The organism is Rossellomorea aquimaris, assembly GCF_001877785.1.
Lineage (GTDB): Bacteria > Bacillota > Bacilli > Bacillales > Bacillaceae_B > Rossellomorea > Rossellomorea aquimaris_A.
The window spans coordinates 228,075-253,547 of the sequence record NZ_MINN01000106.1 but is presented as its reverse complement, the minus strand read 5'-3'; the positions used below and the strand labels follow the sequence as shown (position 1 = coordinate 253,547).

The window sequence follows — 25,473 nt, the reverse complement described above, 5'->3', positions numbered from 1 at the left end:
CAGAAATAAAGGATGTGGCATTTTTGAAAAAAAGACTCATCTTCACGATCCCGATCATGCTCGTCGTGTTCCTTGTTGCCAACTCTTATCTGGGCAAAGCTTATACAGAGGTCCCCGAAGGCACCAGGACACTGATTGTACTCGGCGGTACATTATTATCAGGGATCATCTCTTACTTCCTTTTCAAGCCTGAAGGTGAACAGGGAGAGAAGCAATCAAAATAAATGGTTCTAACAAGAAACATAAAGCACTGGATTTCTCACTGAAATCCAGTGCTTTTTTATTGGGACGGCAGGACAGCAACAGAGGACTGTAGAAGTAAGTATAGTATTAATTTCCCACCTCAGGAGGCGTATCTGCATTAACATTCTAAAAACTGGTGTCTTATTATTACTTTTTTCAATTGTTCTATTAGCTGGATGTGATGGAAACGAAGGTAACCTTAGAGATGGCGATCCACAGCTGACCGCCGAGATGAACGAGCTTATTTCTGATTACATCATTCAAACATACGCGGACACATATTACGGGACAGAAAAACAATTTGAAGTCCACAAAGTATATGGAACAAGTGAATCGAATGGTGTCATCAATGTCTATATGTGGTCTTATTATGGAGGTTTTAATAGAGCCACAGGCACAGAATCGCAGTCAGGGCATTCATTGCCCGCTGTCATTCAATTAAGTAAAAGAGACGATCATTATTCAGTGACAGGTTACAAAGAACCGAAAGACGGCAGCTTATATCAGTCCTCTTTGAAAAAAATGTTCCCCAAAAAATATGTAAAATCAGCCGGGCAGGACAGTGGAAATATAGCTGGTTTACAAAAAGAAATGTATCAAAAAGTTGAACATTGGCTGGGGAAGCAAGAATCGTTGTGAAAAATTTGATGTTCATCAATGGAAATCTTTAAAGAGATTTAATTAATCCCAGAGTTAATTTGCATTCATACAGACAAATTAACTCTGGTTTTTATATTTTGTACATATGGATATATAGTTCCAGCTCGTTCCCGGGGTTCTTTTCCAATATACAGGGATGCTCACCAACCGCCAGCGGAAAGCGAAGTCTTGCACGGAAATCATTAGCGGAGATTAGAACCTCCTCTACTTGTCCTGAGCTTTATTACAATTATAGAAAGAGGAATTGTTTATTAGTTTTTCCAATCTATTTTCCAATCTAGGGGATGGACTCATTCTCATTTGTAATAATTTTATAAATATTTTGTAATTTTTGACATATTTAATTATAATCTATTCATAGACAGAATGATTCAAGGGGGCCAAAATGAAACAGATTCGATACTTTATGTTGCCTGCACAATTTTCACTGACATGCGCGGGTTTATTTCTTTTCAGCGGGGCAGGGGTCCTGCTCTCATACGATATTGAATTGGTAGTCATGATGGGGAAATATTTTCATACCTTATCCGAAACCATCAGTCAATTATTGCATCCTTCTTCCCTCATCGTTGAAATCAGCTCCAGCCCAAAAGTAAGTGCCGATCCGGATTTTAAGAAATACCCTATTTATCCGATTTTTTTTCAACTGTTCGGATATTCTTTTCTTCTTTTATTTCTGGCTTTCCTGGCTGCCGCGGCCATTTCTTCGCTTCTGAGTTATTGTTTCATGTTCTTGCCGAAAAAAGTGTATAAGGTATGTTTGAAGATCATGGATATTTTTGATTCGCTTCCGGATGTGTTGGTCATCGTATTCATTCAGTTCTTTGTAATCTGGTTTTTCAAAAAGACAGATATTCTATTGATTGACATCTATACATTGGGAGATGAAAAAGTTTACCTGGTGCCGATCATTTGCCTTGCAATCATGCCGATTGCTTTTCTCACGAAACATTTTCTCTTTCAGCTGAGGGAAGAAGAGGAGAAGCCTTATGTGGAATATTCTTTCTCCAAAGGGTTTTCCAGGGCCTATACGATATGGGTGCATCTGTTCAGAAATGTGTGGATCCATTTTTATTTTCATATCAAACCCATTTTCCTACTGATGCTGTCCAATCTATTGATCATCGAAATCCTTTTCAACATAAATGGCTTCATGAATGTCCTGCTGGACGTTTCGCAGAGGAATCCCAGCGCTTTTTTCCTTGGCATGCTGATGATTTACATTCCATTCTTCGCGGTGTTCAGCCTGGGCGGACTGCTCTTGAAAAAATGGCTGCCTCATGAGGAGGTTTAGTCCTGATGACCATCCGCTTATTACGTTTGTGGATACCGATCGGGCTCCTGTTATTACTGATCGCCGTGAGCTTTGTCCTGCCCGGCACCCACCCGCATCTATTTGAACAAGGACCTTCTTATTTAAAGGATGAGGAAACTGGCAAATTACTCGCTTCTCCCCCATATACCCCCTCAGAAATGGGGCCGATGGGGAGTGATAAGTTAGGACGGAATGTTTTTTATGTGTTGATTGAAGGAGCTAAATATACTCTACTCGCCGCGGCTGCGATTGCCCTGATCCGCATGGTCGGAGGCTTTATGTTTGGATTGACTTACGCATTTCTTCCAGGCTGGGTGAGGCAGGTTTGCAAAGGCCTCGGGGACACGTTCAATTTCATCCCGCTTGCCATCATCGCCTTTGTGTTATTGGCTCCACTTCAGAGAGCTTTTGAAACAGGCTCTCTCTATTCCATGAAGTTTCTTGTGATTCAAGTCATCGTGATTTCCGTCATTGTCATCCCTTCTCTCGGTATGTACATCGGAGAGGAAATGAGGGAGTTTCTTAAAAATGATTTTATATCTGTTTCAAGGCAGATCGGAGCCGGCAGGTTTTTTATTATCAAAAGACACCTTCGCTCCCAATTCAGCCGCCATGCAATCGTGATGCTTTCCGAGCAGCTGGCCCAGACTCTCTATCTGCTCATTCAGCTCGGCATCCTGCATATTTGCCTCGGGGGTCTCAAAATTGTCGAATTCGGAATCCTCGAGCCAAGTCCAGAATATTTTTCCTTCATCAATGACTGGGCTGCCACGATGAGCATTAATATCTATCAGGTTCATCTTTATCCCTGGCTGCTCCTTGCACCCCTAGCCTTTTTTGCGGCAGCGATTTTTTGCGTGAATGAAATTAATTCGGTTATAAAGGAAGTATTTATTGAAGGAAAGTCTCTGAGGAAGCCGAAGAAAATTACGGTTAAACCTGAGACCCCTCCTTCATCCGCCGATAACTTGTTTGTCCTTGCCGGCCGTGAAAACAGGAGGGGGAATCATCATGAATCGATATAAGCGGGGCTTCATACTTTTGATCATGAGCACCCTCCTTCTGGCGGGCTGCAGAATCGAATGGGATGCCACACCGGCTGTAAAAACAAAACAGAATACAGGGAAACTTGTGAAACTGGATGGAAAGGTGAACCTTAAATCAACTGAGCTCATCATCGAAGGAACAACCAATCTCCCTAAAAACTCCATTATTTATGCAAGCATCAAGGAATACGGCGACCTTTCCAGCAAATACGGAGCCATCATCCATTGGCAGGCGGAGGCAAGTGCGGAAATCACTGCTGAAGGAACCGGTAAAGTGGATAAGGACGGAAACTATACAATCACTGTTCCCAGAAAGGACCCCTCCAAACGATATTTGATGGAAGTTCTGTTCAATCCCGCCCTTCAGCCGCTGAACATACAAGAAATCTACGGATTGAACGGAGAAAACATGAAGCTCATAACCGGTATGACGAAAGTGGACGATGTTACTGTAGTATCACGGGTTGTCCCAATCGTCAGCATAACCGATCCGAACGGAAACGATATCGCTTGGGGATTGTGTGAGACGATGTTCCAAACCAAACCTAAACCAATCAAGTAATCGATAGGCAAAACCCCCGCTCGCGGATTGAGCGGGGGTTTTTCTGTCACAGCAGTTTCTTTTCAATTTTCTGCTCATAATTCTTAAAAATGGAGCTGTTCGTCTTCACTCTTTTTTTCGAGAGCATCGAGTTATATCTCACCATCTTCTCGTTAAGACTCTTCTGCAGCTCTCTTTTTCCCGCCTCATCTTCACAGACCCGGATCAGATCCTCGATCCTCATCATTTCTTTCTTCATATCCATTTCTTCTGTCGAATAGCCGGCATTCTTCATGATCCGGTGCGCCATCCTGAGAGCCGGCGGTATCGATAGATCATCGTCGAGATTCTGCGGCTTCCCGTAACCCGGAAGATTGTCAAACTCCCCGTCTTCCTGAGCCTTCTTGATCCTTTGTTCAGAAACAATCATTGAAAAATCCATATGAATCCCTCGCTTCCTGAAAGATTTCAGCGGGACTGTCTGATTATCCAAAAGAAGTGCGGCTGGCCGCTTGTTACTATTAGTGTATACGAAATTCTGCTTTTGACCGGCATGATTTTTGACGAAATAGCAACATCCGCCGACTGAGCGTTCAGTCCGGATGCAAACGCCACTGTTTACCAGCCTTCATCATCTACATATTTTCATCGCTCCAGGAAAAACTAGGCTTATGACATCTTGAAAGGAGTGTTTCTTATGGCACGCGGAAAATCATTTGAAGACAAGAAAAAAGGGCATCCGGGCAATTTCCCTCAAAATAGCACAACAGAAAGACACACAGAAAAACCACCCGGCGACGAAGAGTTGATTGTCACCCAGGAGGCTTTCAAGAACAGGGTCGATAACGACGAACACCGTTTGTAATATGAAACAGGCATCAGGAAATTGCTCCTGATGCCTGCTTTTTACTTATTAAGCTTTCACTTTTTCCTTCTCATCAACCGTTGACAGATCCATCGCAGGACCAAAGAACTCGAAATTGATTTTGTCTTCAGGAAGACCGATTTCTTTCAATGTCATGATCACGGCTTTCATGAATGGTGCAGGTCCGCACACATAGCATTCCGTCTCGCTGTCAACATAGGTGGAGAGGATTTCTTTATTCACATAGCCGGAAAAGTGGCAGAGAGAAACGTTGGCCGGATTCTCAAGGATATAGCAGGCCTTTCCGTTTTCAAGCTTATCCATAAGGCCGTCTATGTCTTTCCTGAATGCCTGCACGTTTTCATTCTTACTCGCGTGGATGAATGCAGCCGGGCGTTCAGGTGTTTCTTCCGCAATGGTTTCAAGCATGCTCATCATCGGAGTGATACCAACACCGCCTGAGATAAGTGCAACCTTGCCTTCTCTATTTTCTTGATTCAAGAAGAAGTCTCCTGCAGGGGCGCTCACTTCGATGACGCTTCCTTCCTGGACTTCCTCATGAAGGAAAACAGAAACAATTCCGTTCGGGTCCATTTCCGCTTCTTTTTTAACAGAGATACGGAAGTACTCTTCGTTATATGCACTTGATAAGCTGTATTGGCGGATATGTGTATTCTTTTGACCTGGAATCGTCACCCGGACTGAAATGTACTGACCTGGATTGTACGAAGGTACTTTCTCTCCGTCCTGAGGCTTCAGGTAGAAGGAAGTGATTACATCGCTTTCTTTCACTTTCTTCGCAACGACGAATGGTTTGAAGTCACGGAAGCCCGCTTCCTTGCTTTCTGCTTCCACGTACATTTGCTCTTCCACATCGATGAAGACTCCTGCAATCACGCCGTAAGCATCTGCCCATGCCCCGATGATTTCATCAGTGGCAGCATCGCCAAGCACTTCTTTGATGGCACCGAGCAAATGCTCCCCTACGATCGGGTAGTGCTCAGGCTTGATCCCGAGGCTTCTGTGCTTATGAGCGATCTGCTTCACGGCAGGAAGCAATGCTTCTAATTGATCGATATGCTTAGCAGCCGCATAAACCGTATTGGCGAGTGCTGTCTGCTGTCTTCCTCTCTTTTGGTTGGCATGGTTGAAAATGTCCAATAATTCCGGATGGCTTGCAAACATATTTTTATAAAATACAGAAGTAATTTCAGTCCCTTTCACCTCTAAAACAGGTGCAGTAGATTTCACGATATCAATTGTTTTTTGAGATAACATTTCATTCACCTCTAAAGAAATATTTTTAATACATCTTTAACTTACACCGATAACGGACTCAAAGCAATATTTTAAATACTTCTTTAACAGATTTGACACAATTGCATACATTATTTAGACACAAACGTTGCGGATTAGTATAATAGGTACATAGGAATGAAAAGGGTGAATTCATATGAAATTGACACTGTACACTGACTATTCACTGAGAGTTTTGATCTATCTGGCGTCCAAGCCTAAGTCTGAACTCTCTACTATAAAAGAAATCGCAGATTCTTATCAGATATCCAAGAACCATCTCATGAAGGTCACCTATGAATTGGGGAAAATGGGGATCATCGAAACCATCCGCGGCCGTTACGGCGGGATCAAGCTTGCCAAGGAGCCGGCTGACATCAACATCGGCAAGCTCGTACGGAAAACAGAAGAAGACTTTGAACTTGTCGAATGCTTCGGCAAAAACAACAGCTGCGTCATCACTCCCGTCTGCGGCCTCAAGCATGTCCTCGCCAAAGCCCTGAACGCCTATCTAACGGTGCTTGACGGATATACACTCGCCGATCTCGTTACAAACCCGATGGATTACCGACTGCTTTTTCAGGAACAGCAGCCGGAAACCGAACAGTAACGGATGAAGCCTTTCATTGTTGTGAAAGGCTTCTTTTTTTAGCTTTCGGTGCTCTTTCATGGCGGGTGCCAGGCTCAATTTGATCTTTCTGTGCCTGGCACGAAACGCCTCTTCTGTGCCTGGCACAAACTTCTCTCTCCGTGCCTGGCACAAATCATTCATTTTGTGCCAGGTACAAACAGCCCTTTCTGTACCTGGTACTGTTCGACACTTTTGTACCAGGTACAAATCTCCGCTCCTGTACCTGGTACACCAAGCCGCCCCCCTTTAACCGGGATCCGGACACTACCTAAAATCCCCCACAAAAAAACCTGTCCCCAAACTGGAAACAGGCTTCCCGCTTACTTTTTGCTCTCCGCATACTTGAATGTCATCAGCATGAACAGGAAGAAGCTGACTAGCAGCGTTGTCCCGCCGACGATATAAAAGACCATGGTAAACGTCCCGGGAAGATTAAACGGATTAAGATTATAAAGCCACATTCCGGACGTCAATCCAAATGTCCCGATGATGGCAGTCCAGACGTGAAAAGCAGCAAGCTTTGAAGTCTTCGGAACTTTATACGACCGGTAATAAGATGAAAAAGCAAAAAGACTCAGCCATCCTACAACCAGAATATGTGCATGGATGGGTTTAAATGCGTATGAGCCCGCCCCTGCCATATGAGATCCCATAAAGGCCCCGATCAATGCATATACTGCGGACATTCTTAGTAAAAGTACATTCCAGGCCAACCAGGTTTCCCCCTTCATTTCACTAAAGATATAAGATTATTATATCCGCGGGTCTTCAGACCTGTCGACAAAAAACGGGGATTGTAAAAGAACGTTCATATTCCCTCTTTCGTGCTAAAGCGGGACCCGTCTATTTATGTCGGTTGAAAACACTTGCAAACCTTGATGGCACTGATACAATTGAATTGTAATAGAACATTCTGAAAAAAAGGAGAATACATATGTCTAACTTTCAGCAAAACCTCGAAAAGTACGCAGATCTTGCCGTTCAAGTCGGTGTCAACGTACAAAAGGGTCAAACTTTGGTGATCAACACCTCCATCGATGCGGCAGAGTTTGTCCGCCTTGTAGTAAAAAAAGCCTACGAAGTTGGCGCAAAGCATGTTTATGTGAATTGGAATGACGATGTTGTGAATCGTACTAAGTATGACCTTGCACCAGATGAAGCATTCCAGGAGTTCCCTCAATGGAAAGCACGTGAAGTTGAAGAGCTCGCAGAAGGCGGCGCTGCGTTCATGAGCATCGTCTCTTCAAGCCCGGACCTTCTGAAGGGTGTGGACCCTGACCGCATCTCCAACTTCCAGAAGGTTGCCGGTAAAGCGATGTCCAAATATCGTCAGTTCATCCAATCCGACAAAGTAAGCTGGTGTGTACTTGCCGCTCCTTCAAAAGATTGGGCTGCGAAAGTATTCCCGGATGCTTCCGAAGACGAGCAAGTGGACTTATTATGGGATGCCATTTTCAAAGCGGTACGTGCCGATCAGGCAGATCCGGTTCAGGCTTGGAAGGACCATGACGCAACACTTCATGAAAAAGTGGAATACCTGAACGATAAGAACTACCAAAAGCTTCACTATACGGCTCCGGGTACAGACCTGACAATCGAGCTTCCAAAAGGACACCTTTGGGTAGGTGCGGGAAGTGTCAATGAGCAGGGTGTCGAGTTCATGGCGAATATGCCGACCGAAGAAGTCTTCACCGTTCCATTGAAAACAGGAGTCAACGGTACTGTTTCAAGCACGAAGCCATTAAGCTACGGCGGGAACGTGATCGACAATTTCACCATCACGTTTGAAAACGGCCGTATCGTCGACGTAAAAGCGGAAGAAGGCGAAGAAATCCTGAAGCGCCTTGTTGACACGGATGATGGCTCACACTACCTTGGAGAAATCGCACTGGTTCCCCATAAATCACCGATTTCCCAATCAAACGTCCTTTTCTACAACACGTTGTTTGACGAGAACGCATCAAATCACCTCGCCATCGGGAATGCTTATGCATTCTGTATCGAAGGCGGAAAGAAAATGAGTCAGGAAGAACTTGATAAAAACGGACTGAACAACAGTATCACCCACGTTGATTTCATGATCGGTTCAGACAAGATGAACATCGATGGAATCAAAGAAGACGGTACAGAAGAACCTGTCTTCCGTGACGGCGGCTGGGCGTTTTAATTTCATCCGTTTCAGAAAAACCGGGAATGGGCTGCGGCTCCATTTCCGGTTTTTTGATGATGCAAGAGAACTACTGCGTCTCATACACCCCCGAACTCCTTTGTTAGGGCGATGGCCGCCATCGTCGCACCCGCTGCCTGACCATAGCTTCCAAATGCCGTTATTTGAAGACCCAATTCTCTTTTCCCCTTCAAGATAAAATTTTCCCCGATTCCTTCAATAATCGCTCCAATCGCTTGAACGGTATTCCCTGCAGCCAGCAGGTCTTTGTATCTCAGCTGACTCAAGCCTGCACCGTACGCCTCGAAGCCAAGTCCCGTCGCCTGGATAGAGTCCCCGACCACATCCAGCTTCAGCCCTTCTGTTTCTTCACCGGAAAATTGAAGTTCAGCTGCCACTACATTTGTGGCATTCCCGGAAGCCTGCACCCATTCTCCTATGGTCCTGAGCCATTCCGCCTCAGAGCCGTCGAATATCTGAAGGGAACCAACTCCCTGAAGGGAATTCCCTGCCGCCTCAAACCCGTTGCCAATCGAGACCAGCCTGTAACCCGGGGAGCCTGCTCCAGAATCTTTTACGAGAAGGGTCTCCCCGACAGCAGCGATCACTGTGCCTGCCACTTGTGTCCATGCTCCGCTGAGGATAATCTCTTCACCCGTCAACTCCGCTCCCCCTCCCGCACAAAAGATACATTAGTGTATTCAGTATTATTAAGATAGGCCTTGAAATTTGTAAATTCCAGTAAATCTATCTTGTCTAATTCCATTTATCGAGCTATGATATTCTAGTTCATCCAGAGTTTTTCAGAGGGGAGGAGAAATAAATGAGAATTCGCGATTGGGACCGCAATCTGAAAGTCCGGCTGTTTGGGGAAGCAGCGATCAACATCACATTCTGGATGTTTTTTCCGTTCCTGACGATTTATTTTACGGAAGCATTCGGGAAACAGACTGCAGGATTGTTATTGGTTCTTTCCCAGTTATTTGCGGTGGCCGCCAACCTGATGGGCGGTTATTGCGCGGACCGTTTCGGACGCAAGACGATGATGGTGATTTCCGCCTTCGGTCAGGGATTTGCCTTTTTGATATTTGGCCTCGCAAGCTCTCCTTGGCTTGATTCTGCACTGATCGGATTCATTTGTTTCAGTTTAGTCGGGGTATTCGGTTCATTTTACTGGCCTGCAAGCCAGGCGATGGTAGCCGATGTGGTCGATGAGAAGGACCGGAGCCATGTCTTCGCCGTTTTCTACACATCCATCAATATTGCAGTGGTCGTCGGGCCGATCCTCGGAGGCATATTCTACGTCCATTACAGATTCCAGCTCCTTGTGGCTGCAGCCATCATTTGTATGGGACTGTCTTTTCTTTTATATAAAATGACCCGTGAAACCGCACCTGGGGATCGAAGCAGGCTGCTTGTGACTGAGGGCAAAAAGAAAGACTGGTACAGCGTGATGACCGATCAATTCAGGGATTACGGGATTATCTTCAAAGATAAAACGTTCTTATTATTCATTCTCGCAGGGGTCCTTGTCGGGCAGACATTCATGCAGCTCGACTTGCTGATACCTGTTTATATTAAAGATGTAATGGATCAGGCTGTGCTGTTCAGCATCGGCGACTGGTCTTTGACGCTGGTGAGCGAGCAGATCTTCGGACTCATCCTTTCGGAAAACGGATTCCTCGTGGCGCTTTTAACAGTGGTCATCACGCGCTGGATCACCAAGTTCCGCGAACGGAATGTGTTCATCCTTTCATCTGTTATTTATGCCGGATCGATCCTTATGTTCGGGCTGTCAAGCTCCGTTTGGTTCTTCATCGCCGCGATGGCGGTATTTACGTTCGCAGAACTTATGACCGCAGGCATCCAGCAGAGCTTTGTCTCAAAGCTTGCACCGGATCACATGAGAGGTCAGTATTTTGCGGCGGCAAGCCTGCGTTTTACGATCGCAAGGACGATTGCACCGCTGTCCATCACCCTCTCGCTCTATGCAGGTTATAACTGGACGTTCATCATCTTATCGCTGCTTGCATTGATCAGCGCAGGCTTGTTCTACATCATGTTCGAGCGTTTCGAAAAGGAAGAAAGTCAATTAAAGAAAGCTGCCCAATAAAAAGGAATGATCCCCAGGATTATTCCTTTTTTCTTAGAAATTTTCAGAAATGCCCGAATCCGAAAAATTCCGGATCACCCCTTTAAACGTAAAAACTCAGATGTTAGAATGTACAACCGTAAGCAATCTTAATGTAACTCTCGACCCGAGTTAGTCGGAGATTCCAATCAATACTACGCAGAAAGGATGTATTCAGATGCATAGAGGAAGCAAAGGCTGGTACGTGGAAGAACTTAAAAAAGCAGGCGTTCGCCGTTACGAGGAACGCAAAGTTGAATCTTACAAAAAGCACGTTCTGGCAAACTTACTAGAACGTACAAAATAATAGACAATGAGGGACGGGCCTTCATTCCTATGAAGTGGTCACAGGAATGGAGTCCCGTCCCTTTTTTTGGTTTGCGTGAGAATTTTCTTAATTTAGTAGAATAAAAAGACTATTGCCATGTAAGCATTTACTTTTGAAAAAACCATTGTTGCGGTATTCCGGGCTGTGTTAGAGTAGACAACATATTTTAATCATTTCATACGAATTCCTTATATATCTATGGTGATATGGACCATAAGTCTCTACCTGGCAGCCGTAAAATGCCGGACTATAAGGAAAGTTGGATCACAGCTTTTTTACGTGTATGCAGACTTTCTTATAGAGTAGAAGATTGTCTGTGTGCACGTTTTTTTATTCTTCCAGGAGGTCTGACATCAGATCTATAGGGGTTCGTCATTTTATTCACTGGAGGTATTATGATGAATATACTACTCGGTTTCTTATCACTCGCCGGGGTCCTCTTCCTCGGCTGGCTGTGGAGCGGCAGCCGCTCGGCAATCAAATGGAAGACGGTCGGAATCGGCATTGCCCTTGAATTCCTTCTTGTGCTTTTCGTCCTGAAAGTGCCTTTCGGGCAGACCCTGTTGAAAAAGACGGCACTTGGTGTCCAGAAGGTCATCGACTACAGCAATGAAGGAATCATGTTTGTATTCGGCGGTTTTTTTGAAAAAGGCAGCAATATCACATTTGTATTTGCCATCAATGTGCTCGGGGCCATCATTTTCATTTCCGCAGTCATTTCTGCCCTGTACTATTTACGCATCATCCCGCTTTTTGTGAAATATATCGGCATCGTCCTTGGAAAAATTCTCGGCACGACGAAGATCGAATCGTTCAATGCCATCGGGAATTCATTCCTCGGACTCGTCGAAGCACCGCTTTTGGTCAAGCCTTATCTGGCACGATTGACGCGCTCGGAGCTTTTCGCGGTCATGGTCGGGGGGACAGCTTCTGCCAGCGGCGCAATCCTGATCGGTTATTCCCTGATGGGGATCGACATGAAGTATCTGCTTCTGTCTGTCTTCAGTGTACCGCTCGTCTCGCTCGTCATGGCTAAGGTCATGGAGCCTGAAACAGAGGAATCCAATACTAATGGAAACATTTCGCTTGGAAAAACCGGTCACACCAACATTTTCGAAGCCATATCCGAAGGGGCGATCAGCGGCGTTCAGCTTGCCATCAATATAGGGGGATTACTGATTGCCTTTATCGGGATCCTTGCCCTTGTGAACGGTGTACTTGGTCTCGTTCATACGGACCTTTCCACGATATTCGGTTATGTTTTCTACCCTATCGCCCTATTGGTGGGAGTTCCGGCGGATGAAGCATTCCGCGCTGCATCCATCATCGGGACAAAGCTTTCCGTGAATGAATTTGTTGCGTATGACCAGCTTTCAGGAATGATTGATGAGCTATCGCCAAAAACGGTCGCAATCCTGTCAGTAGCACTTTGTAACTTTGCAAACCTTTCATCCATCGGGCAATTGATCGTGGGACTTGGATCGCTGGAACCTTCCCAGCGTCCGACCGTATCAAAATTGAGCTTAAAAGCGATTGCAGCCGGTACACTTGCAAGTTTCATCACAGCGATCATTGTCAGTATGTTCATCTGATTATTTCACCTGGGGATTGAGATGAAGTTACCTGCTTTCCAGGCAGGTAAGCAAAAAAATCCCGGATATGTTTCTATTCTCCGTATTTGGTGAATAGTAAATGGTAGTGTACATTTAAGACGGAAGGTGAAAGAGTATGAGAGAGAAAAAATTCATGAAAGAAACAAAAACCAGCAAAACAACCCATGTGCTTCCGCCGGACACCAACCACCACGGAACCTTGTTCGGAGGAAAGCTGATGGCCTATATAGACGACGTCGCGTCCATCGCGGCCACACGCCATGCACGCAAGCCGGTCGTCACAGCTTCCACTGACTCGGTGGACTTCCTTCAGCCGATCAAAGTCGGGGATGCTGTAACCCTCGAAGCAATGGTGACCTACACCGGACGCAGCTCCATGGAGGTCGGGGTCAAGGTCACGTCGGAGGTGCTGCTGACAGGTGAAACCAACGTCGCAGCCATTTCCTTCCTGACATTCGTCGCTCTTGAGGACGGAAAGCCTGTCGTGATCCCGGAAGTCATACCTGAAACGGAAGAAGAAAAATGGCTCAACGAAACGGCGAAGAACCGTGCCGAACACCGGAAAGCACGCAAAAAGCACAGCCAGGAGCTGGCTGAATTTTTCAGGAACGCATATTAGTTTTTGCAGAGATGCCCATGTTGGGCATCTCTTTTTTTGTAATCACCGGGTACGGTCTCTTACTTTTTAACCAGCTGGTCACTGCTGAATCACTCAGTCCCATGCCGCGTGCAGAGCTTTTTCCCCACTCCAATCCTTTTATTATCTGATACTAATATACTCAAGACACAATGTTTTTTTCATTATATTTCCTATTTGAAGCCGGGCATCACCTTCCTACTAGTAGTAATTGCACCCGCCTCTTTGTTACAGGACGTTTAAATTTATTTAACGAGAGGCCGGACAGCCAACCTCAATAAATACCCATTTAGGTATTAAAAAAGGCTCTGTAACTATCTTTTTGTCAAAACAATCCTTGTCACACTTTGTAACATTGTGTCAGTGGTAAATATCTCCACCTTCAAAAACGTCAAAAATCTCCTATACTAGATAGAAGGTTATACTGTGAAGAATTCTTATAGTTGGAGGAATTTTGATGTTATCAAACTCTGAAATCGGGATCGATTTAGGAACCGCAAATATTCTAGTTTATAGTAAAAATAAAGGAATCATTTTAAACGAACCTTCTGTTGTCGCCATTGACACAGAAACTAAAAACGTATTAGCTGTCGGCGTAGAAGCCAAAAGCATGATCGGGAAGACACCTGGTAAAATCGTAGCGGTACGCCCATTGAAAGACGGCGTCATCGCAGACTTCGATGTGACAACTGAAATGCTTAAGCAAGTGATGAGGAAAGCAAGCAAAAAACTTGGATTCTCCATCCGCAAGCCGAATGTTGTCGTATGTACTCCATCAGGCGCGACAAGCGTGGAACGCAGGGCGATCCAGGATGCTGTGCGCGGAAGCGGTGCGAAAACAGTCACTCTTATCGAAGAGCCTGTTGCAGCGGCGATCGGTGCTGACCTTCCGGTTGATGAGCCTGTAGCCAATGTAATCGTCGATATCGGAGGGGGAACTACTGAAGTGGCCATCATCTCTTACGGCGGTGTAGTATCCTGCAACACGATCCGCATCGGCGGGGACCAAATGGACGAAGATATCATCCAGCACGTACGCAAACGCTACAACCTGCTGATCGGTGAAAGAACGGCGGAAAACATCAAGATCGAAGTCGGCCATGCGCTGATCGACCACGAAGAACGCACAATGGAAATCCGCGGCCGCGACCTTGTGACAGGACTTCCAAAGACGATTTCACTTACGTCTTACGAAATCCAAAGTGCCCTGAAGGAATCACTCCTTCACATCCTGGAAACCATCCGAGCGACACTTGAGAACTGTCCTCCTGAACTGAGCGGGGACATCGTGGACCGCGGTGTGATCCTGACAGGCGGAGGCTCTCTCTTGAACGGACTTCAGGACTGGCTCAGCCACGAAATCGTCGTGCCTGTCCACCTTGCACCGAATCCATTGGAATCAGTGGCAATCGGTACAGGACGTTCACTGTCAGTGATCCACAAGCTTCAGAAGGTAAGATAATGGCTCTATGCAGTTAAACGGACTCCCGGTGGATCGGGGGTCTGTTTTTTTGTTATGTGCTTGGTGTTGCCTGGTGTTCCCTGCTCCGGGGCGACTGTTGTTTCGCTTGCGGAATTTGTCGCTTTTTGAAGAATTGTCGGTAAGTACGGTTTTTTTGTTGATAAATCCTAAAAATTGTTGATAAACCACTACTCACATATATTTCGAAGCACGCCACTCTGTCCCGGATGCCCCAATCCCTAATCAAGCTCCACTACCATGCCCTCGTGCAGCTATGTTTCGCACAACGAAATTTGTCGCTTTTTAAAGAATTGTCGGTAACCCCTGCATTTTTGTTGATAAACGCTGAAAATTGTTGGTAACCGGCTGGTTTTCGTAGGTAAATCCCAATTCTTGTTGATAACTCCTAAATATTGTTGATAAACCAATATTCGATGCCCGCTACTCACTCCAAGAGACCCCCATACTCGGCTAAACCCCTCCCCCTCCTCTATCCCCAAACTCCAACCCCCTATTTTACCCTCCCCTCTTACAATTCCAAACATAAAATGATCCAACTCTCCCTTTGTTCCGTTAGCTATATAGAAGCATTGTTAATTGAGTTCAAAGGGTTATTTTAGTATCCTTAATTTACTTATGTCATGTTTAAGGAGCGTATTATGCCACAAGAAATCAAGGATATTGATTTGTACAGGAAAGTGGTTAAGAATCGGGATTCGGCCGCTTTGCGGCAGCTTTACCGAAAATATGAAAAATTGATCTATTCGTTCACCTATAAAATGACCGGTGAACAGGAGATTGCGGAAGAAGTCATTCAGGAAGTGTTCCTGAAGCTTTGGAAGGAGCATGCCCCCTACGACAGCTCGAAGGGGAAATTTTCGTCGTGGCTGCTGACCTTGACACGCAATACCTGTCTTGACGCCCTGCGCAGGCAAAAAAAGCATGAGTCGGTCGAGTACCTGGAACACGACTCCCTTCACGCACAGGTCCATAATGAGACACCGGCGGATATCCTCGAATGGAAAGAAAAAGGAAATGCGATACGGGACTGCATCCGCACGCTGAAAGAAGATCAGCAGCGGATCGTCCATTTGTTTTATTTCAAGGGATTGACGCAGCAGTCTATTTCAAAGAATACCGATACACCGCTTGGTACAATAAAAGGAAGAATAAGGCTGGCGCTGAAACATCTGCACAGCTGTCTAAAAGGGAAAGGAGGGCAAATGGAATGACTCGCCACTGTGATCACTTACTCGATTATTACAACCAGCACTTGAATGAGTCTGACAAAGCAGCGTTCGAGAAGCATCTGGAAAACTGTTCAGACTGCCGGGAAGCCATAAATGAGCTTTACCAGCTGAATGAGTTCCTCCCCTTTGCATCCGAGCCCATCGACCCTCCCCGGGGATTGGAAGAGCGGGTATTTGCCAATATAGAAGAAAGCGTTACTCCTTTAAGAAAAGAAAAGCCGCAGAGACGCTGGCTCTTCCCTTCTGCAGCAGCTGCGCTTGCTCTGTCGTTACTGGGCAACGCCTATCTGTTCACGCAGATTCAAAAAGAGGAGGAAATGGAGGAACAAGCAGTAATCGATCAGGTTACCCAATATGTCGAACTCGCTTCCGTTACAGGAAACGCAAAAGGTACAGCGAGTATCATCAAGCAGGGCGAACAATCAAGCCTTGTGGTGCAGGCTTCTCAGCTGAAAGACTTGACTAAGGACGAAGTGTACCAGGTATGGCTCATCAAAGATGAAAAGCCTCAGCGCGCCGGAACGTTTGTAACCGGAAAGGACGGAAAAGGATCTGTCGTTTTTAAAATGAACGAAGAATTCGCCCGGGAAGACTGGGATACCGTCGCCATCACCCTGGAACCAGATGCAAACAGTCAGCTTCCGGAGGGGGATATCGTTCTCGCCTCTGAAATTTAATACAATTTTCACGAACCCGGCAGATTCACGCCGGGTTTTTTTATTTGTATGAGTTCACCTGCTATACGTCCCCTCAACACGTTCAAATTTCTTCTCTTAAAAATTTTTTCAAAAAAAAGTGATCCAACCCCAAACTTCTGTCGTTAGCTCTATGAAAATACAAAAACAAAAGGAGAGATTACCCTATGAAATTCAAAAAAAGTTATTTGGCGATCCCACTGAGCTTGTCATTGTTGATCCCGGCTGCCGGAACAGTATCCGCCCACAATGGTGAAGATCACTCCCCGATGGCTGTTACGCCTGCGTCAGATTTAAGAACCACACTTCAGCATTATTTAAGTGAGCACGCGTATCTTGCTGTAGAAGCCATGAGAAGGGGTGCTGAAGGTTCCGAAGATTTTGAAGCGGCGGCGAATGCCTTGAATGCCAACACGGAAGACTTAACGGCTGCCATCGCTTCCGTATACGGTGAAGAAGCCGGAGAGCAATTCAATGAAATGTGGTCCAACCATATCGGATTCTTCGTCGATTATGTAAAAGCGACCGGAGCAAACGACCAGGCTGCGAAAGACGAAGCCTTGAAGAAACTTGATAACTACCGCGCGGACTTCTCTAAATTCCTTGAAACGGCCACCGGCGAACGTCTGGAATCAGACGGCCTGGCAGAAGGACTGCAGATGCACGTGAATCAGCTGATCGGAGCGTTTGACAGTTATGTCGCGGGCGATTACGAACAAGCTTACAAATACGAGCGCGAAGCCATCAATCATATGCATATGGTCGCAAAAGGATTATCCAGTGCGATCACCGATCAATATCCTGATAAATTCGAAAACGCGATGGCCGTCACGCCTGCTGCTGACTTAAGAGCGACTCTTAACCACTTGCTGACAGAACACGCAGCACTTGCCACAATGGCGATGCAGAACGGAATCGACGGCTCAGAGGACTTCGAAGCTTCCGTCAATGCATTGAATGCCAATACCGAAGACTTATCTGCAGCGATTGCTTCTGTATACGGTGAAGAAGCGGGAAATCAGTTCAAGGAAATGTGGTCCAACCATATCGGATTCTTTGTGGATTATGTAAAAGCAACGGGTGCTGAAGATGAAGCAGCGAAAAAAGAAGCCCTTCAAAAGCTTGATAATTACCGAGCTGATTTCTCCAAATTCCTTGAAACGGCCACTGACGGACGATTGAAGTCAGATGCATTGGCTGAAGGTCTGCAGATGCACGTTGATCAGTTAATCGGGGCATTCGACAGCTACGCTGCAGGAGAGTATGAAAAATCTTTCGAGGATATCCGCATGGCTTATGAGCATATGCTGAATCCTGCAAAGGGACTGTCTTCCGCGATTGTCGATCAATATCCTGACAAATTCGCCCAGGACATGCCTTCCCAGATGCCGAACACCGGAATGGGCGGTACGGCTGATGCTGAAGAATTCCCGCTTGAATACCTGCTTGCAGCATTGATGGCGATCGCCGGCGGATCTGTACTTGCACTGAAAAAATTTGCAGCAAATAAATAATCCGGGATTGAATATTCCACCTGCATAAAAACAAATAAAATGACAAAGCAAAAGGGACAGCCCCCTGCAAGGTCTGTCCCTCTTAAGTGAAGATGAAAGGAGTGGCTTCACATGTTTTATACTATGAGGACTGCCTTCCTTGTGCTTGTACTAATGACTATTTCTGCATGCAGTTCAGAAATGGGCGTGAGCTTGGAACCTGCTGAAAAACCAGCCAGGCAGGCGGAAACAACCCAACAACCCGTGGCCAGCACAACCACCACCTCATCCCCCTACGCCGAATCGATCATCAAGGACGAAAGAACCGGGATTATTCCCTCCTCCCTTGAAATACCGGCAATCGGCCTGAAAACCGATGTCGAATCCGTCGGTATAAAGGAAAATGGGGAGATGGCTGTCACCGAAAACTTCAATACGACTGGGTGGTTTGAAAAGGGCTACAAACCGGGTGAACCCGGAAATGCAGTCATCGGCGGCCATGTCGACAGCCGGAACGGCCCCGCCGTTTTTTATGAACTGAGCAAGCTTACAGAAGGCGACGAGGTCAAAGTCACCAGCAAATCCGGTGACACAAGAACCTTTATCGTGACTGGTAAAAAAGAATACCCTTGGGATGACGCCCCGTTGAAAACAATCTTCGGTTATACCCACAGAAGCTCATTGAACCTGATCACCTGCACAGGAGACTTCGACCGTTCAGCAAGAAACTACAGTAAACGGCTGGTCATCTATACAGAACTGAAAAAGTGAAACCCGCCCCTCCAGGCCGGGTTTTTATTTTTGCCAATTTCTTTTTTCCAGCTAAGCGTGCAGATTTACTCTATCAATGGATATCCGTATAATTAATTTGATAAATAAAAAACTTTATAGTCCCTTTTTTTGGGTATAGGTAACTATCAACATATTTGTTTTATGGAGGCTGCTGTTTATGACTGCGTATGAGGTGAATGTCAACGGATCAATATTTGACTGGAATCTGGAGAATGGAGATTTTCATTTTGAGAATGATGAAGTTGTACTGTTTTGGGTGAATACAGCTTTTAAAACGCTGTTTGATTCCATTGAAGAAATTGCAGGGGAAAAGGAATCAGAGCTCGTTCTTGAAACAGCCGGGTACAGGACCGGAAAGATTGTGAGTCAATTCTATATGGACACGATCGGACATACGGATGAAATCTTGACTAATCTTCCGAATACATATGCCGCTGCGGGGTGGGGCCTTACTGATGTAGTCTATTACTCTATTGAAGACAGGAAAGCGGTGGTCACCGTCAAAAATGGCTGGGAGCACAAAGTGATCCTCGCCCAGGGAAAAGCAGATGAGGGGAAATTCCTTCCCGGACACTGGGCAGGAGTATTCTCCGGATTATTCAATGCAAACGTATGGTACAGGATTGTAAAGAGCCAGATAGGCGGAGACGAATATAGTCAGTATGAATTCTTCCCGTCGGATATCACACCGACCTTGAATGTAAAGACTCTATTCGATGAACAGACAAAAAAGGCGCGTTCAGAATTGGAGCAGCTGACGGAACAGCGTACCCAGGTGCTTTCGGATATCATCAAGGAAATTTCCTCCCCGATCATCCCGGTGATGGACTCGATCCTGGTGGTCCCGCTAGTCGGGCCATATGATGAATTGAGAGGAGAGGAATTGTTGAACCGGACGTTGCTGAATCTCCCTCATTATAATGCTCAATATTTAGTTCTCGACCTGACCAGCCTGACCGGATTCGACGATTACACGCTTGATTTCATCCGGAAGTTTGTTGGATCTGCCGGCCTGCTGGGAACGAAATGCCTGCTTGTTGGAATATCAGCGGAACTCAGCATGAAGATTGTACAATCCGGACATTCAGTGGCAGGCATCCCGTGCTTCACCATCTTGCAGCAGGGAATCAAGTACGCACTGGATCAGCAGGGACTGGAAATCACACATAAAAGATCATAGCCGAAAAAAGCATGTACCTGGTTCGGATTGATTTTGAATACAAAAACTAAAATAAGGGGAGTTTTTCCCTTTATCTTGAAGAATCGGGATAGATTAGGGGGAGATAAGGGGAGTTTTTCCCTTTAAGGTAAGGTGAAAGGGTCCATTTTCATACATTTGAAGTAAATAGGGGGAAATGTTTCCCTTATTTACTTCATATTAAGTGCTAATAAGTTAATAAGATGAATTTATCCCCTTATTTTCGTTTTAGTCGTTTATTTTATGTAATGGCATATATTTGGAGATCGTTAACCAGTGCTTATCCCTGTATAAAAAAGCTTGGAGCCTCTGTCTTCAAGCTTTTTTATATTCCGGTATCCTTGCTAATCAGCTTCTTTATTTTGGTGCGAATTACTATACGAAAAGCAATGTTGATTCATATTTTGCATTTCAAAACAGAACCCCTTACAGTCCACGAACCCGTTTTTTCTGTACATATTATTCCTCTGCTCAGCAGGCCGATTTCACGTCACCTTTTCACGTATACCACCACGTACCCGCCTTTCTCTTCCTCCATCGAAATACCGCGCCAGCCTTTACCAAGCAATGCCTGCTGACCCGCTGTATCCCCCATCGGCACTCCCTCAAGCTCGTAAATTTCCCCTCTCGTATCCCTGCCGTCCAATCGCTTGATGAAAATATAGCGCAGCTGGTCGGCATATTTAATCTTAAGGGCAGCGATTTCCATCCCCTGGCTGAATTTATCTTTCAAACTGGGAATGTTGAATGGAGCGACCGTGCAGGCAGCATAAGTAAAGTTCCGTTCCAGATTCCCCAGCTCTTCCATGATCAAGTGGGCAAGGGTCTGCTGCAGCCGGTTGCCCCTGTAACCAGGGTGCACAGTTGAGATTTCCTGATAAATCACATCATTCAGTTCTTCTTCGGGCAGTCCCGCATCCAGTCCGAGATGTTCTTCATCGATCGGCGGGATTAAAAGGGCCCGGAATGCGATCATTCCATACTCTGTAAAAGCACCGAGCATCAGGCCGTTCCCATCCAAAATATATTCCAGCTCTTCGTACGTGAGGGGCTGTAAAGCCGATTTTTTCTTCAGGTCCATCACTACCAGCTCCTGCAGTTCATGAATCTGATCAATATCCTCTTTATTCAACAATCTGACAGTATAGGATTCTTTGTTTTTCTCAAGAAAGCCTTGAAATAGATAGTCCATGTATTCATGCTCCTTACTCTATGAAACTCTTAAACCCGGTCAATTCTTCAAGGATCCCTTTGTCCACTTCCACCCCGAGACCTGCCTTTTCCGTGAGACGGATATAAGGGATATCATAATGCAGATCGCCGACATCCTTCGAGAATTTAATCGGTCCCGTCAATTCTACACTAGTGATGACCTTTTTGGAAAAGGCAACATGGTAGCCTGCCGCCGACGCGATCGATGACTCGACCATCGAACCGACCTGGCATTCAATTCCTGCCATTTCTGCCATATGGGCGAGTTTGACTGCCGGGTGGATGCCTCCGCTTTTCATCAGTTTGATATTCACTTTATCCGCTGCCTTCTTCGCAATGATTTCCCGCATTTCACGCACACCTTTAAACCCTTCATCGATCATGAGCGGAATATCCGTCATCGTTCTGATCCGGACCATCCCATCAACATCGTCAGCGGCAACAGGCTGCTCCAGCCAGTCGATGTTCAATTCCTGAAGGTGGCGGATGGCCCTTAACGTTTGGCTGCTGTTCTTCCAGCCTTGATTCACGTCCACCCTTATCGGTACTTCCAGCCCGATACGTTCGCGGACCTTCCTGACTCGTTCGATATCCATTCCGATATCTGTTCCGACTTTCATCTTAAATGACTGAAACCCTTCCCCGATCATCCTGGCAGCTTCTTCTGCCATCCGGTCAGGTTCGGTTATGCTCAGCACATGGGTCAGCTGAAATTCTTCATGGTACCGTCCTCCTAGCAGCTGATAGACGGGCTGCTTCACTTTTTTCCCGATGGCATCATAACAAGCGATATCGACCGCTGCCTTTGCTGCCGGACATTGATAAACGGCCAGGTCCATCATCTCATGAATCTTTTCAATGTTAAAAGGGCTCATACCGATCAGTTTAGGGGCCAGCGTATTTTTCAGCACCTGGAATGTGCTTTCCCACGTTTCCCCCGTCACATGCTCGTCCGCTACCGCTTCCCCGTACCCGGTGATGCCTTCATCCGTTTCCATCTCAAGGATGATGGAAGGCATATCATCATATGTATGGTAGCTGATGATGAATGGCTGTTTCAGCGGCAGCCGGATGGCGTACAAATTAATTTTTTTAATGATCATCAAAAAACACTCCTTTGCATCTGACAAATGTCTTGTAAGATTGATATAATGTCGTTATATAGTCGTTAATCCGGAAAGGAGATCCACATGAATACGAAAATCGCTTTGATCGGCTCCAAGGATTTCAACGCTTATGTCCAGGCTTCCATTGCCCCCCGCCTGAACGGCATCGATCTGATTCCATACATATACTCTGATCCTGGAGAAGCAGATAAGCTTATCCCAACTATCACACCATGTGATGCCGTTTTATTCTCAGGGGGGCTGCCTTACTTTTTTTCAAAAGAAGCATGCACAGCGTTAACGGTCCCAGTCCTGTATCTTGAACAGGATGAGACGGCTCTCATCACATCGTTGTTCCATATCCTTCATCATCATGAAATCAAACCTGAACACGTATCCATCGATTTGATGGACACAGCCTTTGTAGATCACATCATGACAGACCTGCACCTTAAGAACCCTCCCCAATACGTCATGGATTATAAAAGCAGCCTTCCGCACGAATTCAGCATCAGTGAGTATGCAACCTTTCACCAGCGTTTATTCCAAGATGGAAAAACCAGATTTGCCTTAACGAGCATCCACAGTGTTTATGACAGACTCGACCAACTGAATATCCCATGCATGAGGATGATCGATCCTGCTAAAACGCTGATGCGGACAATCAATGAAGCCCGGTCTCAGGCTCTCCTTTCTAAAAGAAAAGCCGCCGCGATTGCCGCAGTGCGCATTGTTGTACAGGAAAAGCACACGGAGAACAGCAGCCTTCAAAAACTCGTTCATCTGATGGAAGGCATCCTTCAAAAAAAGGATGAGAAATCCGCCTATACCATCTACAGCAACAGGGGAAGCATTGAAAATCTCCTGGGGACCGCCGAATTCCATTCCTTCTTCCAGCTTGATCAGCCCGTCCTGGCCGGCTTCGGGTATGGACACACGGCCGCACAGGCTGAGGAGAATGCAGAGACCGCCCTTTCATTTGCATCGAAGTATGATGCTGAGAGCTGTGCTTTTATAGTGAATGAGGACAAAGAACTTTCAGGTCCTTATCCTGATAAAAATAAGAAACAGCAGCTGAAATATAATCATCCAGACATGCTGTCCCTGGCCAAGCAATTAAAATTGAGTCCTGCAAACCTCTCTAAGATCATGCAATTCTATAAGAATCGTTCATTCCGGGATTTCACCGCCGCTGAGCTCTCCGATTATATGCAAATCTCCAGGCGGTCTGCGGAACGGATCTTAAAGAAGCTGGTCGACAACGGTTCTGCCAGGATCACAGGAGAGGAAATGACCTATTCGCAAGGGCGCCCCCGTGCCGTATACGAGCTGTCCTTCCCCATGTATTGAGTACTGAGTGGATCAGGAGGACAGCGTGGTCTCCTCCTGTTCCGCTTCTGCTTTCATCTCCGCTTCACTCAGCTTTTCAATCGTGAAGCCGGTGAGCGCATAAATGATGGAAATGACCGGAACGATGAAATTCAATACGGCATACGGGGCATAATCGAACGCATGGACCCCGAGTGTCCCCAGGATGAAGACCCCGCAAGTATTCCATGGAATGAAGACGGACGTCAGCGTCCCCCCGTCTTCAAGCGCGCGGGACAGATTCTTTGAATGCAGCCCCTTTTCCTTATACGCATTCGCATACATCCGGGAAGGTACCACCACCGAGATATACTGTTCCGAGCAGGAAGCATTTGTGGCAAAGCATGAAACAACTGTCGAAGCCACCATTCCTCTGGCCGTCTTTGTCACTTTCAGGATCTGATTGACGATGGCCTGCAGCATTCCGGTATGTTCCAGGATCCCTCCGAATGTCATCGCCACGATCGTCATCGATACCGTATACATCATCGAATCAAGACCGCCGCGGGAAAACAAGTCATCTACCATGGTATTACCCGTTTCGATCACATACCCGCTTTGCAGGGCGGATACAGCGTCGGCAAACGAATCATGCTGAATGAATACCTGTGCGCAGAATCCAAGAACGATGCCCACAATCAACGCCGGAATGGCAGGTACCTTCTTGGCAACAAGTACGATGACGAGAAGCGGGACAATCAGCAGAAACGGTGACACGACGAAGCTGTCCTGCAGGACGCCGATCGTTTTTTCAATATCGGCCGTGTCGACCCCGTTCTTCCCGAAGTTCCTTCCCAGATATGCATAGACACCGAGGGCAATCGCAAAGCCCGGTATCGTCGTGTAAAGCATATGTCTGATATGTACAAAAAGGTCTGTATTGGTGAGTCCCGAAGCCAGGTTGGTCGTATCAGACAGCGGTGACATTTTATCCCCGAAATAAGCACCTGAGATAATCGCTCCGGCAATCATCGGTGCCGGGATCCCCATACTCATCCCGATTCCCATTCCCGCAACACCGATTGTCCCCATCGTAGACCAGGAACTTCCGATCGCAAGGGATACGACAGCACAAATCACTGCAATCGACAGAAGAAAAAGAGACGGAGTAATCATTTTCAGGCCGTAGTATATCATCGTTGCGACAATTCCTCCGCCGATCCATGCCCCTATGGTGAGACCCACCAGCATGATGATGACGACCGCCGGAAGCGCAAGGCGGATCCCCTTATACATCGATTCCTCGATGTCCTTCCATTTGAAGCCTGCAAACCAGGCCGTGAGCGCAGCCGTTGTCGTCCCGATGATCAGCGGGATATGAGGCCCTTGTTCCAGCACGACGATCGTGATGGCCATCACCGTAATCATCACAAGCAGCGGTATGACGGCGAGCCAGAATGGCATTTCCTTTTTCATAAAAATTC

The 25,473-nt window shown here is 46.2% G+C and carries 26 protein-coding genes and 1 riboswitch; of the genes, 19 read left to right on the top strand and 7 right to left on the bottom strand.

Annotation, left to right across the window (positions count from 1 at the left end; translation table 11 throughout):
• Window positions 1-23: 23 nt before the first annotated feature.
• From BHE18_RS16115 to BHE18_RS16095, 5 genes are all read left to right on the top strand, one after another.
• Window positions 24-224: a hypothetical protein gene (locus BHE18_RS16115; protein WP_071619539.1), complete on the top strand. Its 201-nt coding sequence runs from the start codon at window positions 24-26 to the stop codon at window positions 222-224.
• A 250-nt stretch (window positions 225-474) separates the two neighbouring features.
• The gene (locus BHE18_RS16110; protein WP_071619538.1) at window positions 475-882 is read left to right on the top strand and encodes a hypothetical protein; all 408 of its coding nucleotides are present in this window, start codon (window positions 475-477) and stop codon (window positions 880-882) included.
• A 406-nt stretch (window positions 883-1,288) separates the two neighbouring features.
• On the top strand, window positions 1,289-2,197 hold the full coding sequence (locus tag BHE18_RS16105) for an ABC transporter permease subunit (protein WP_071619537.1): 909 nt from the start codon (window positions 1,289-1,291) through the stop codon (window positions 2,195-2,197).
• A gap of 5 nt (window positions 2,198-2,202) precedes the next feature.
• On the top strand, window positions 2,203-3,243 hold the full coding sequence (locus BHE18_RS16100) for a hypothetical protein (protein ID WP_071619536.1): 1,041 nt from the start codon (window positions 2,203-2,205) through the stop codon (window positions 3,241-3,243).
• The gene (locus BHE18_RS16095) at window positions 3,230-3,826 is read left to right on the top strand and encodes a hypothetical protein (protein ID WP_071619535.1); all 597 of its coding nucleotides are present in this window, start codon (window positions 3,230-3,232) and stop codon (window positions 3,824-3,826) included. The genes BHE18_RS16100 and BHE18_RS16095 overlap by 14 nt, the downstream gene beginning before the upstream one ends.
• A gap of 46 nt (window positions 3,827-3,872) precedes the next feature.
• Here the strand turns inward: BHE18_RS16095 and BHE18_RS16090 are convergent, their stop codons facing one another.
• Window positions 3,873-4,247 carry a DnaJ family domain-containing protein gene (locus BHE18_RS16090; protein WP_071619534.1) on the bottom strand — a complete coding sequence of 125 codons (375 nt, stop codon included), beginning with the start codon at window positions 4,245-4,247 and terminating at the stop codon, window positions 3,873-3,875.
• 255 nt (window positions 4,248-4,502) lie between these two features.
• Here BHE18_RS16090 and BHE18_RS23300 point away from each other — a divergent pair, with 255 nt between their 5' ends.
• Window positions 4,503-4,670 carry a hypothetical protein gene (locus BHE18_RS23300; protein ID WP_171910728.1) on the top strand — a complete coding sequence of 56 codons (168 nt, stop codon included), beginning with the start codon at window positions 4,503-4,505 and terminating at the stop codon, window positions 4,668-4,670.
• Between the two features lie 48 nt (window positions 4,671-4,718).
• Here BHE18_RS23300 and hmpA read toward each other — a convergent pair whose 3' ends face one another.
• A complete protein-coding gene (gene hmpA, locus BHE18_RS16085; RefSeq protein ID WP_071619533.1) occupies window positions 4,719-5,948 on the bottom strand; it encodes an NO-inducible flavohemoprotein in 1,230 nt (409 codons plus the stop codon).
• Window positions 5,949-6,123: 175 nt separating this feature from the next.
• Between hmpA and BHE18_RS16080 the strand changes: the two genes are divergently transcribed.
• Window positions 6,124-6,576, top strand: coding sequence for an RrF2 family transcriptional regulator (locus BHE18_RS16080; RefSeq protein ID WP_071619532.1), 453 nt, complete (start codon window positions 6,124-6,126; stop codon window positions 6,574-6,576).
• 341 nt (window positions 6,577-6,917) lie between these two features.
• On the opposite strand, the gene BHE18_RS16075 is transcribed toward BHE18_RS16080, so the two are convergent.
• On the bottom strand, window positions 6,918-7,283 hold the full coding sequence (locus BHE18_RS16075; protein ID WP_235860356.1) for a hypothetical protein: 366 nt from the start codon (window positions 7,281-7,283) through the stop codon (window positions 6,918-6,920).
• A 248-nt stretch (window positions 7,284-7,531) separates the two neighbouring features.
• On the opposite strand from BHE18_RS16075, the gene BHE18_RS16070 reads away from it, so the two are divergent.
• A complete protein-coding gene (locus BHE18_RS16070) occupies window positions 7,532-8,764 on the top strand; it encodes an aminopeptidase (protein WP_071619530.1) in 1,233 nt (410 codons plus the stop codon).
• Between the two features lie 80 nt (window positions 8,765-8,844).
• On the opposite strand, the gene BHE18_RS16065 is transcribed toward BHE18_RS16070, so the two are convergent.
• Window positions 8,845-9,426, bottom strand: coding sequence for a DUF6944 family repetitive protein (locus BHE18_RS16065; RefSeq protein WP_071619529.1), 582 nt, complete (start codon window positions 9,424-9,426; stop codon window positions 8,845-8,847).
• 161 nt (window positions 9,427-9,587) lie between these two features.
• Here BHE18_RS16065 and BHE18_RS16060 point away from each other — a divergent pair, with 161 nt between their 5' ends.
• The 10 genes from BHE18_RS16060 to BHE18_RS16010 all read left to right on the top strand — a co-directional run bounded on the left by BHE18_RS16060 (window position 9,588) and on the right by BHE18_RS16010 (window position 20,345).
• Window positions 9,588-10,877 carry an MDR family MFS transporter gene (locus BHE18_RS16060; RefSeq protein ID WP_071619528.1) on the top strand — a complete coding sequence of 430 codons (1,290 nt, stop codon included), beginning with the start codon at window positions 9,588-9,590 and terminating at the stop codon, window positions 10,875-10,877.
• A gap of 196 nt (window positions 10,878-11,073) precedes the next feature.
• Window positions 11,074-11,202: a YflJ family protein gene (locus BHE18_RS16055; RefSeq protein WP_071619527.1), complete on the top strand. Its 129-nt coding sequence runs from the start codon at window positions 11,074-11,076 to the stop codon at window positions 11,200-11,202.
• Between the two features lie 189 nt (window positions 11,203-11,391).
• Window positions 11,392-11,493: riboswitch (purine riboswitch) on the top strand.
• Window positions 11,494-11,618: 125 nt separating this feature from the next.
• Window positions 11,619-12,815 carry a NupC/NupG family nucleoside CNT transporter gene (locus BHE18_RS16050; RefSeq protein WP_235860347.1) on the top strand — a complete coding sequence of 399 codons (1,197 nt, stop codon included), beginning with the start codon at window positions 11,619-11,621 and terminating at the stop codon, window positions 12,813-12,815.
• A gap of 136 nt (window positions 12,816-12,951) precedes the next feature.
• Entirely contained in the window at window positions 12,952-13,455 is a 504-nt protein-coding gene (locus BHE18_RS16045) for an acyl-CoA thioesterase (protein WP_071619525.1), read from the top strand.
• A 475-nt stretch (window positions 13,456-13,930) separates the two neighbouring features.
• On the top strand, window positions 13,931-14,935 hold the full coding sequence (gene mreBH / locus BHE18_RS16040) for a rod-share determining protein MreBH (RefSeq protein WP_071619524.1): 1,005 nt from the start codon (window positions 13,931-13,933) through the stop codon (window positions 14,933-14,935).
• 659 nt (window positions 14,936-15,594) lie between these two features.
• Window positions 15,595-16,167 (top strand): RNA polymerase sigma factor, encoded by a 573-nt coding sequence (locus BHE18_RS16030; RefSeq protein WP_071619522.1) that lies wholly within the window; start codon window positions 15,595-15,597, stop codon window positions 16,165-16,167.
• Window positions 16,164-16,862, top strand: a complete 699-nt coding sequence (locus BHE18_RS16025; protein ID WP_071619521.1) for an anti-sigma factor — start codon at window positions 16,164-16,166, stop codon at window positions 16,860-16,862. The genes BHE18_RS16030 and BHE18_RS16025 overlap by 4 nt, the downstream gene beginning before the upstream one ends.
• A gap of 185 nt (window positions 16,863-17,047) precedes the next feature.
• The gene (locus BHE18_RS16020) at window positions 17,048-18,394 is read left to right on the top strand and encodes a copper amine oxidase (protein WP_071619520.1); all 1,347 of its coding nucleotides are present in this window, start codon (window positions 17,048-17,050) and stop codon (window positions 18,392-18,394) included.
• 111 nt (window positions 18,395-18,505) lie between these two features.
• Window positions 18,506-19,144: a class F sortase gene (locus tag BHE18_RS16015; RefSeq protein WP_235860346.1), complete on the top strand. Its 639-nt coding sequence runs from the start codon at window positions 18,506-18,508 to the stop codon at window positions 19,142-19,144.
• Between the two features lie 178 nt (window positions 19,145-19,322).
• Window positions 19,323-20,345: an STAS domain-containing protein gene (locus BHE18_RS16010; protein ID WP_071619519.1), complete on the top strand. Its 1,023-nt coding sequence runs from the start codon at window positions 19,323-19,325 to the stop codon at window positions 20,343-20,345.
• A 508-nt stretch (window positions 20,346-20,853) separates the two neighbouring features.
• On the opposite strand, the gene BHE18_RS16005 is transcribed toward BHE18_RS16010, so the two are convergent.
• Window positions 20,854-21,555, bottom strand: a complete 702-nt coding sequence (locus tag BHE18_RS16005) for an N-acetyltransferase (RefSeq protein ID WP_071619518.1) — start codon at window positions 21,553-21,555, stop codon at window positions 20,854-20,856.
• Between the two features lie 13 nt (window positions 21,556-21,568).
• Window positions 21,569-22,678, bottom strand: coding sequence for a mandelate racemase/muconate lactonizing enzyme family protein (locus BHE18_RS16000; protein ID WP_071619517.1), 1,110 nt, complete (start codon window positions 22,676-22,678; stop codon window positions 21,569-21,571).
• A gap of 87 nt (window positions 22,679-22,765) precedes the next feature.
• On the opposite strand from BHE18_RS16000, the gene BHE18_RS15995 reads away from it, so the two are divergent.
• Window positions 22,766-24,031, top strand: coding sequence for a hypothetical protein (locus BHE18_RS15995; RefSeq protein WP_071619516.1), 1,266 nt, complete (start codon window positions 22,766-22,768; stop codon window positions 24,029-24,031).
• A gap of 12 nt (window positions 24,032-24,043) precedes the next feature.
• Here the strand turns inward: BHE18_RS15995 and nhaC are convergent, their stop codons facing one another.
• Window positions 24,044-25,465 carry a Na+/H+ antiporter NhaC gene (nhaC, locus tag BHE18_RS15990; protein WP_071619515.1) on the bottom strand — a complete coding sequence of 474 codons (1,422 nt, stop codon included), beginning with the start codon at window positions 25,463-25,465 and terminating at the stop codon, window positions 24,044-24,046.
• Window positions 25,466-25,473 lie beyond the last annotated feature (8 nt).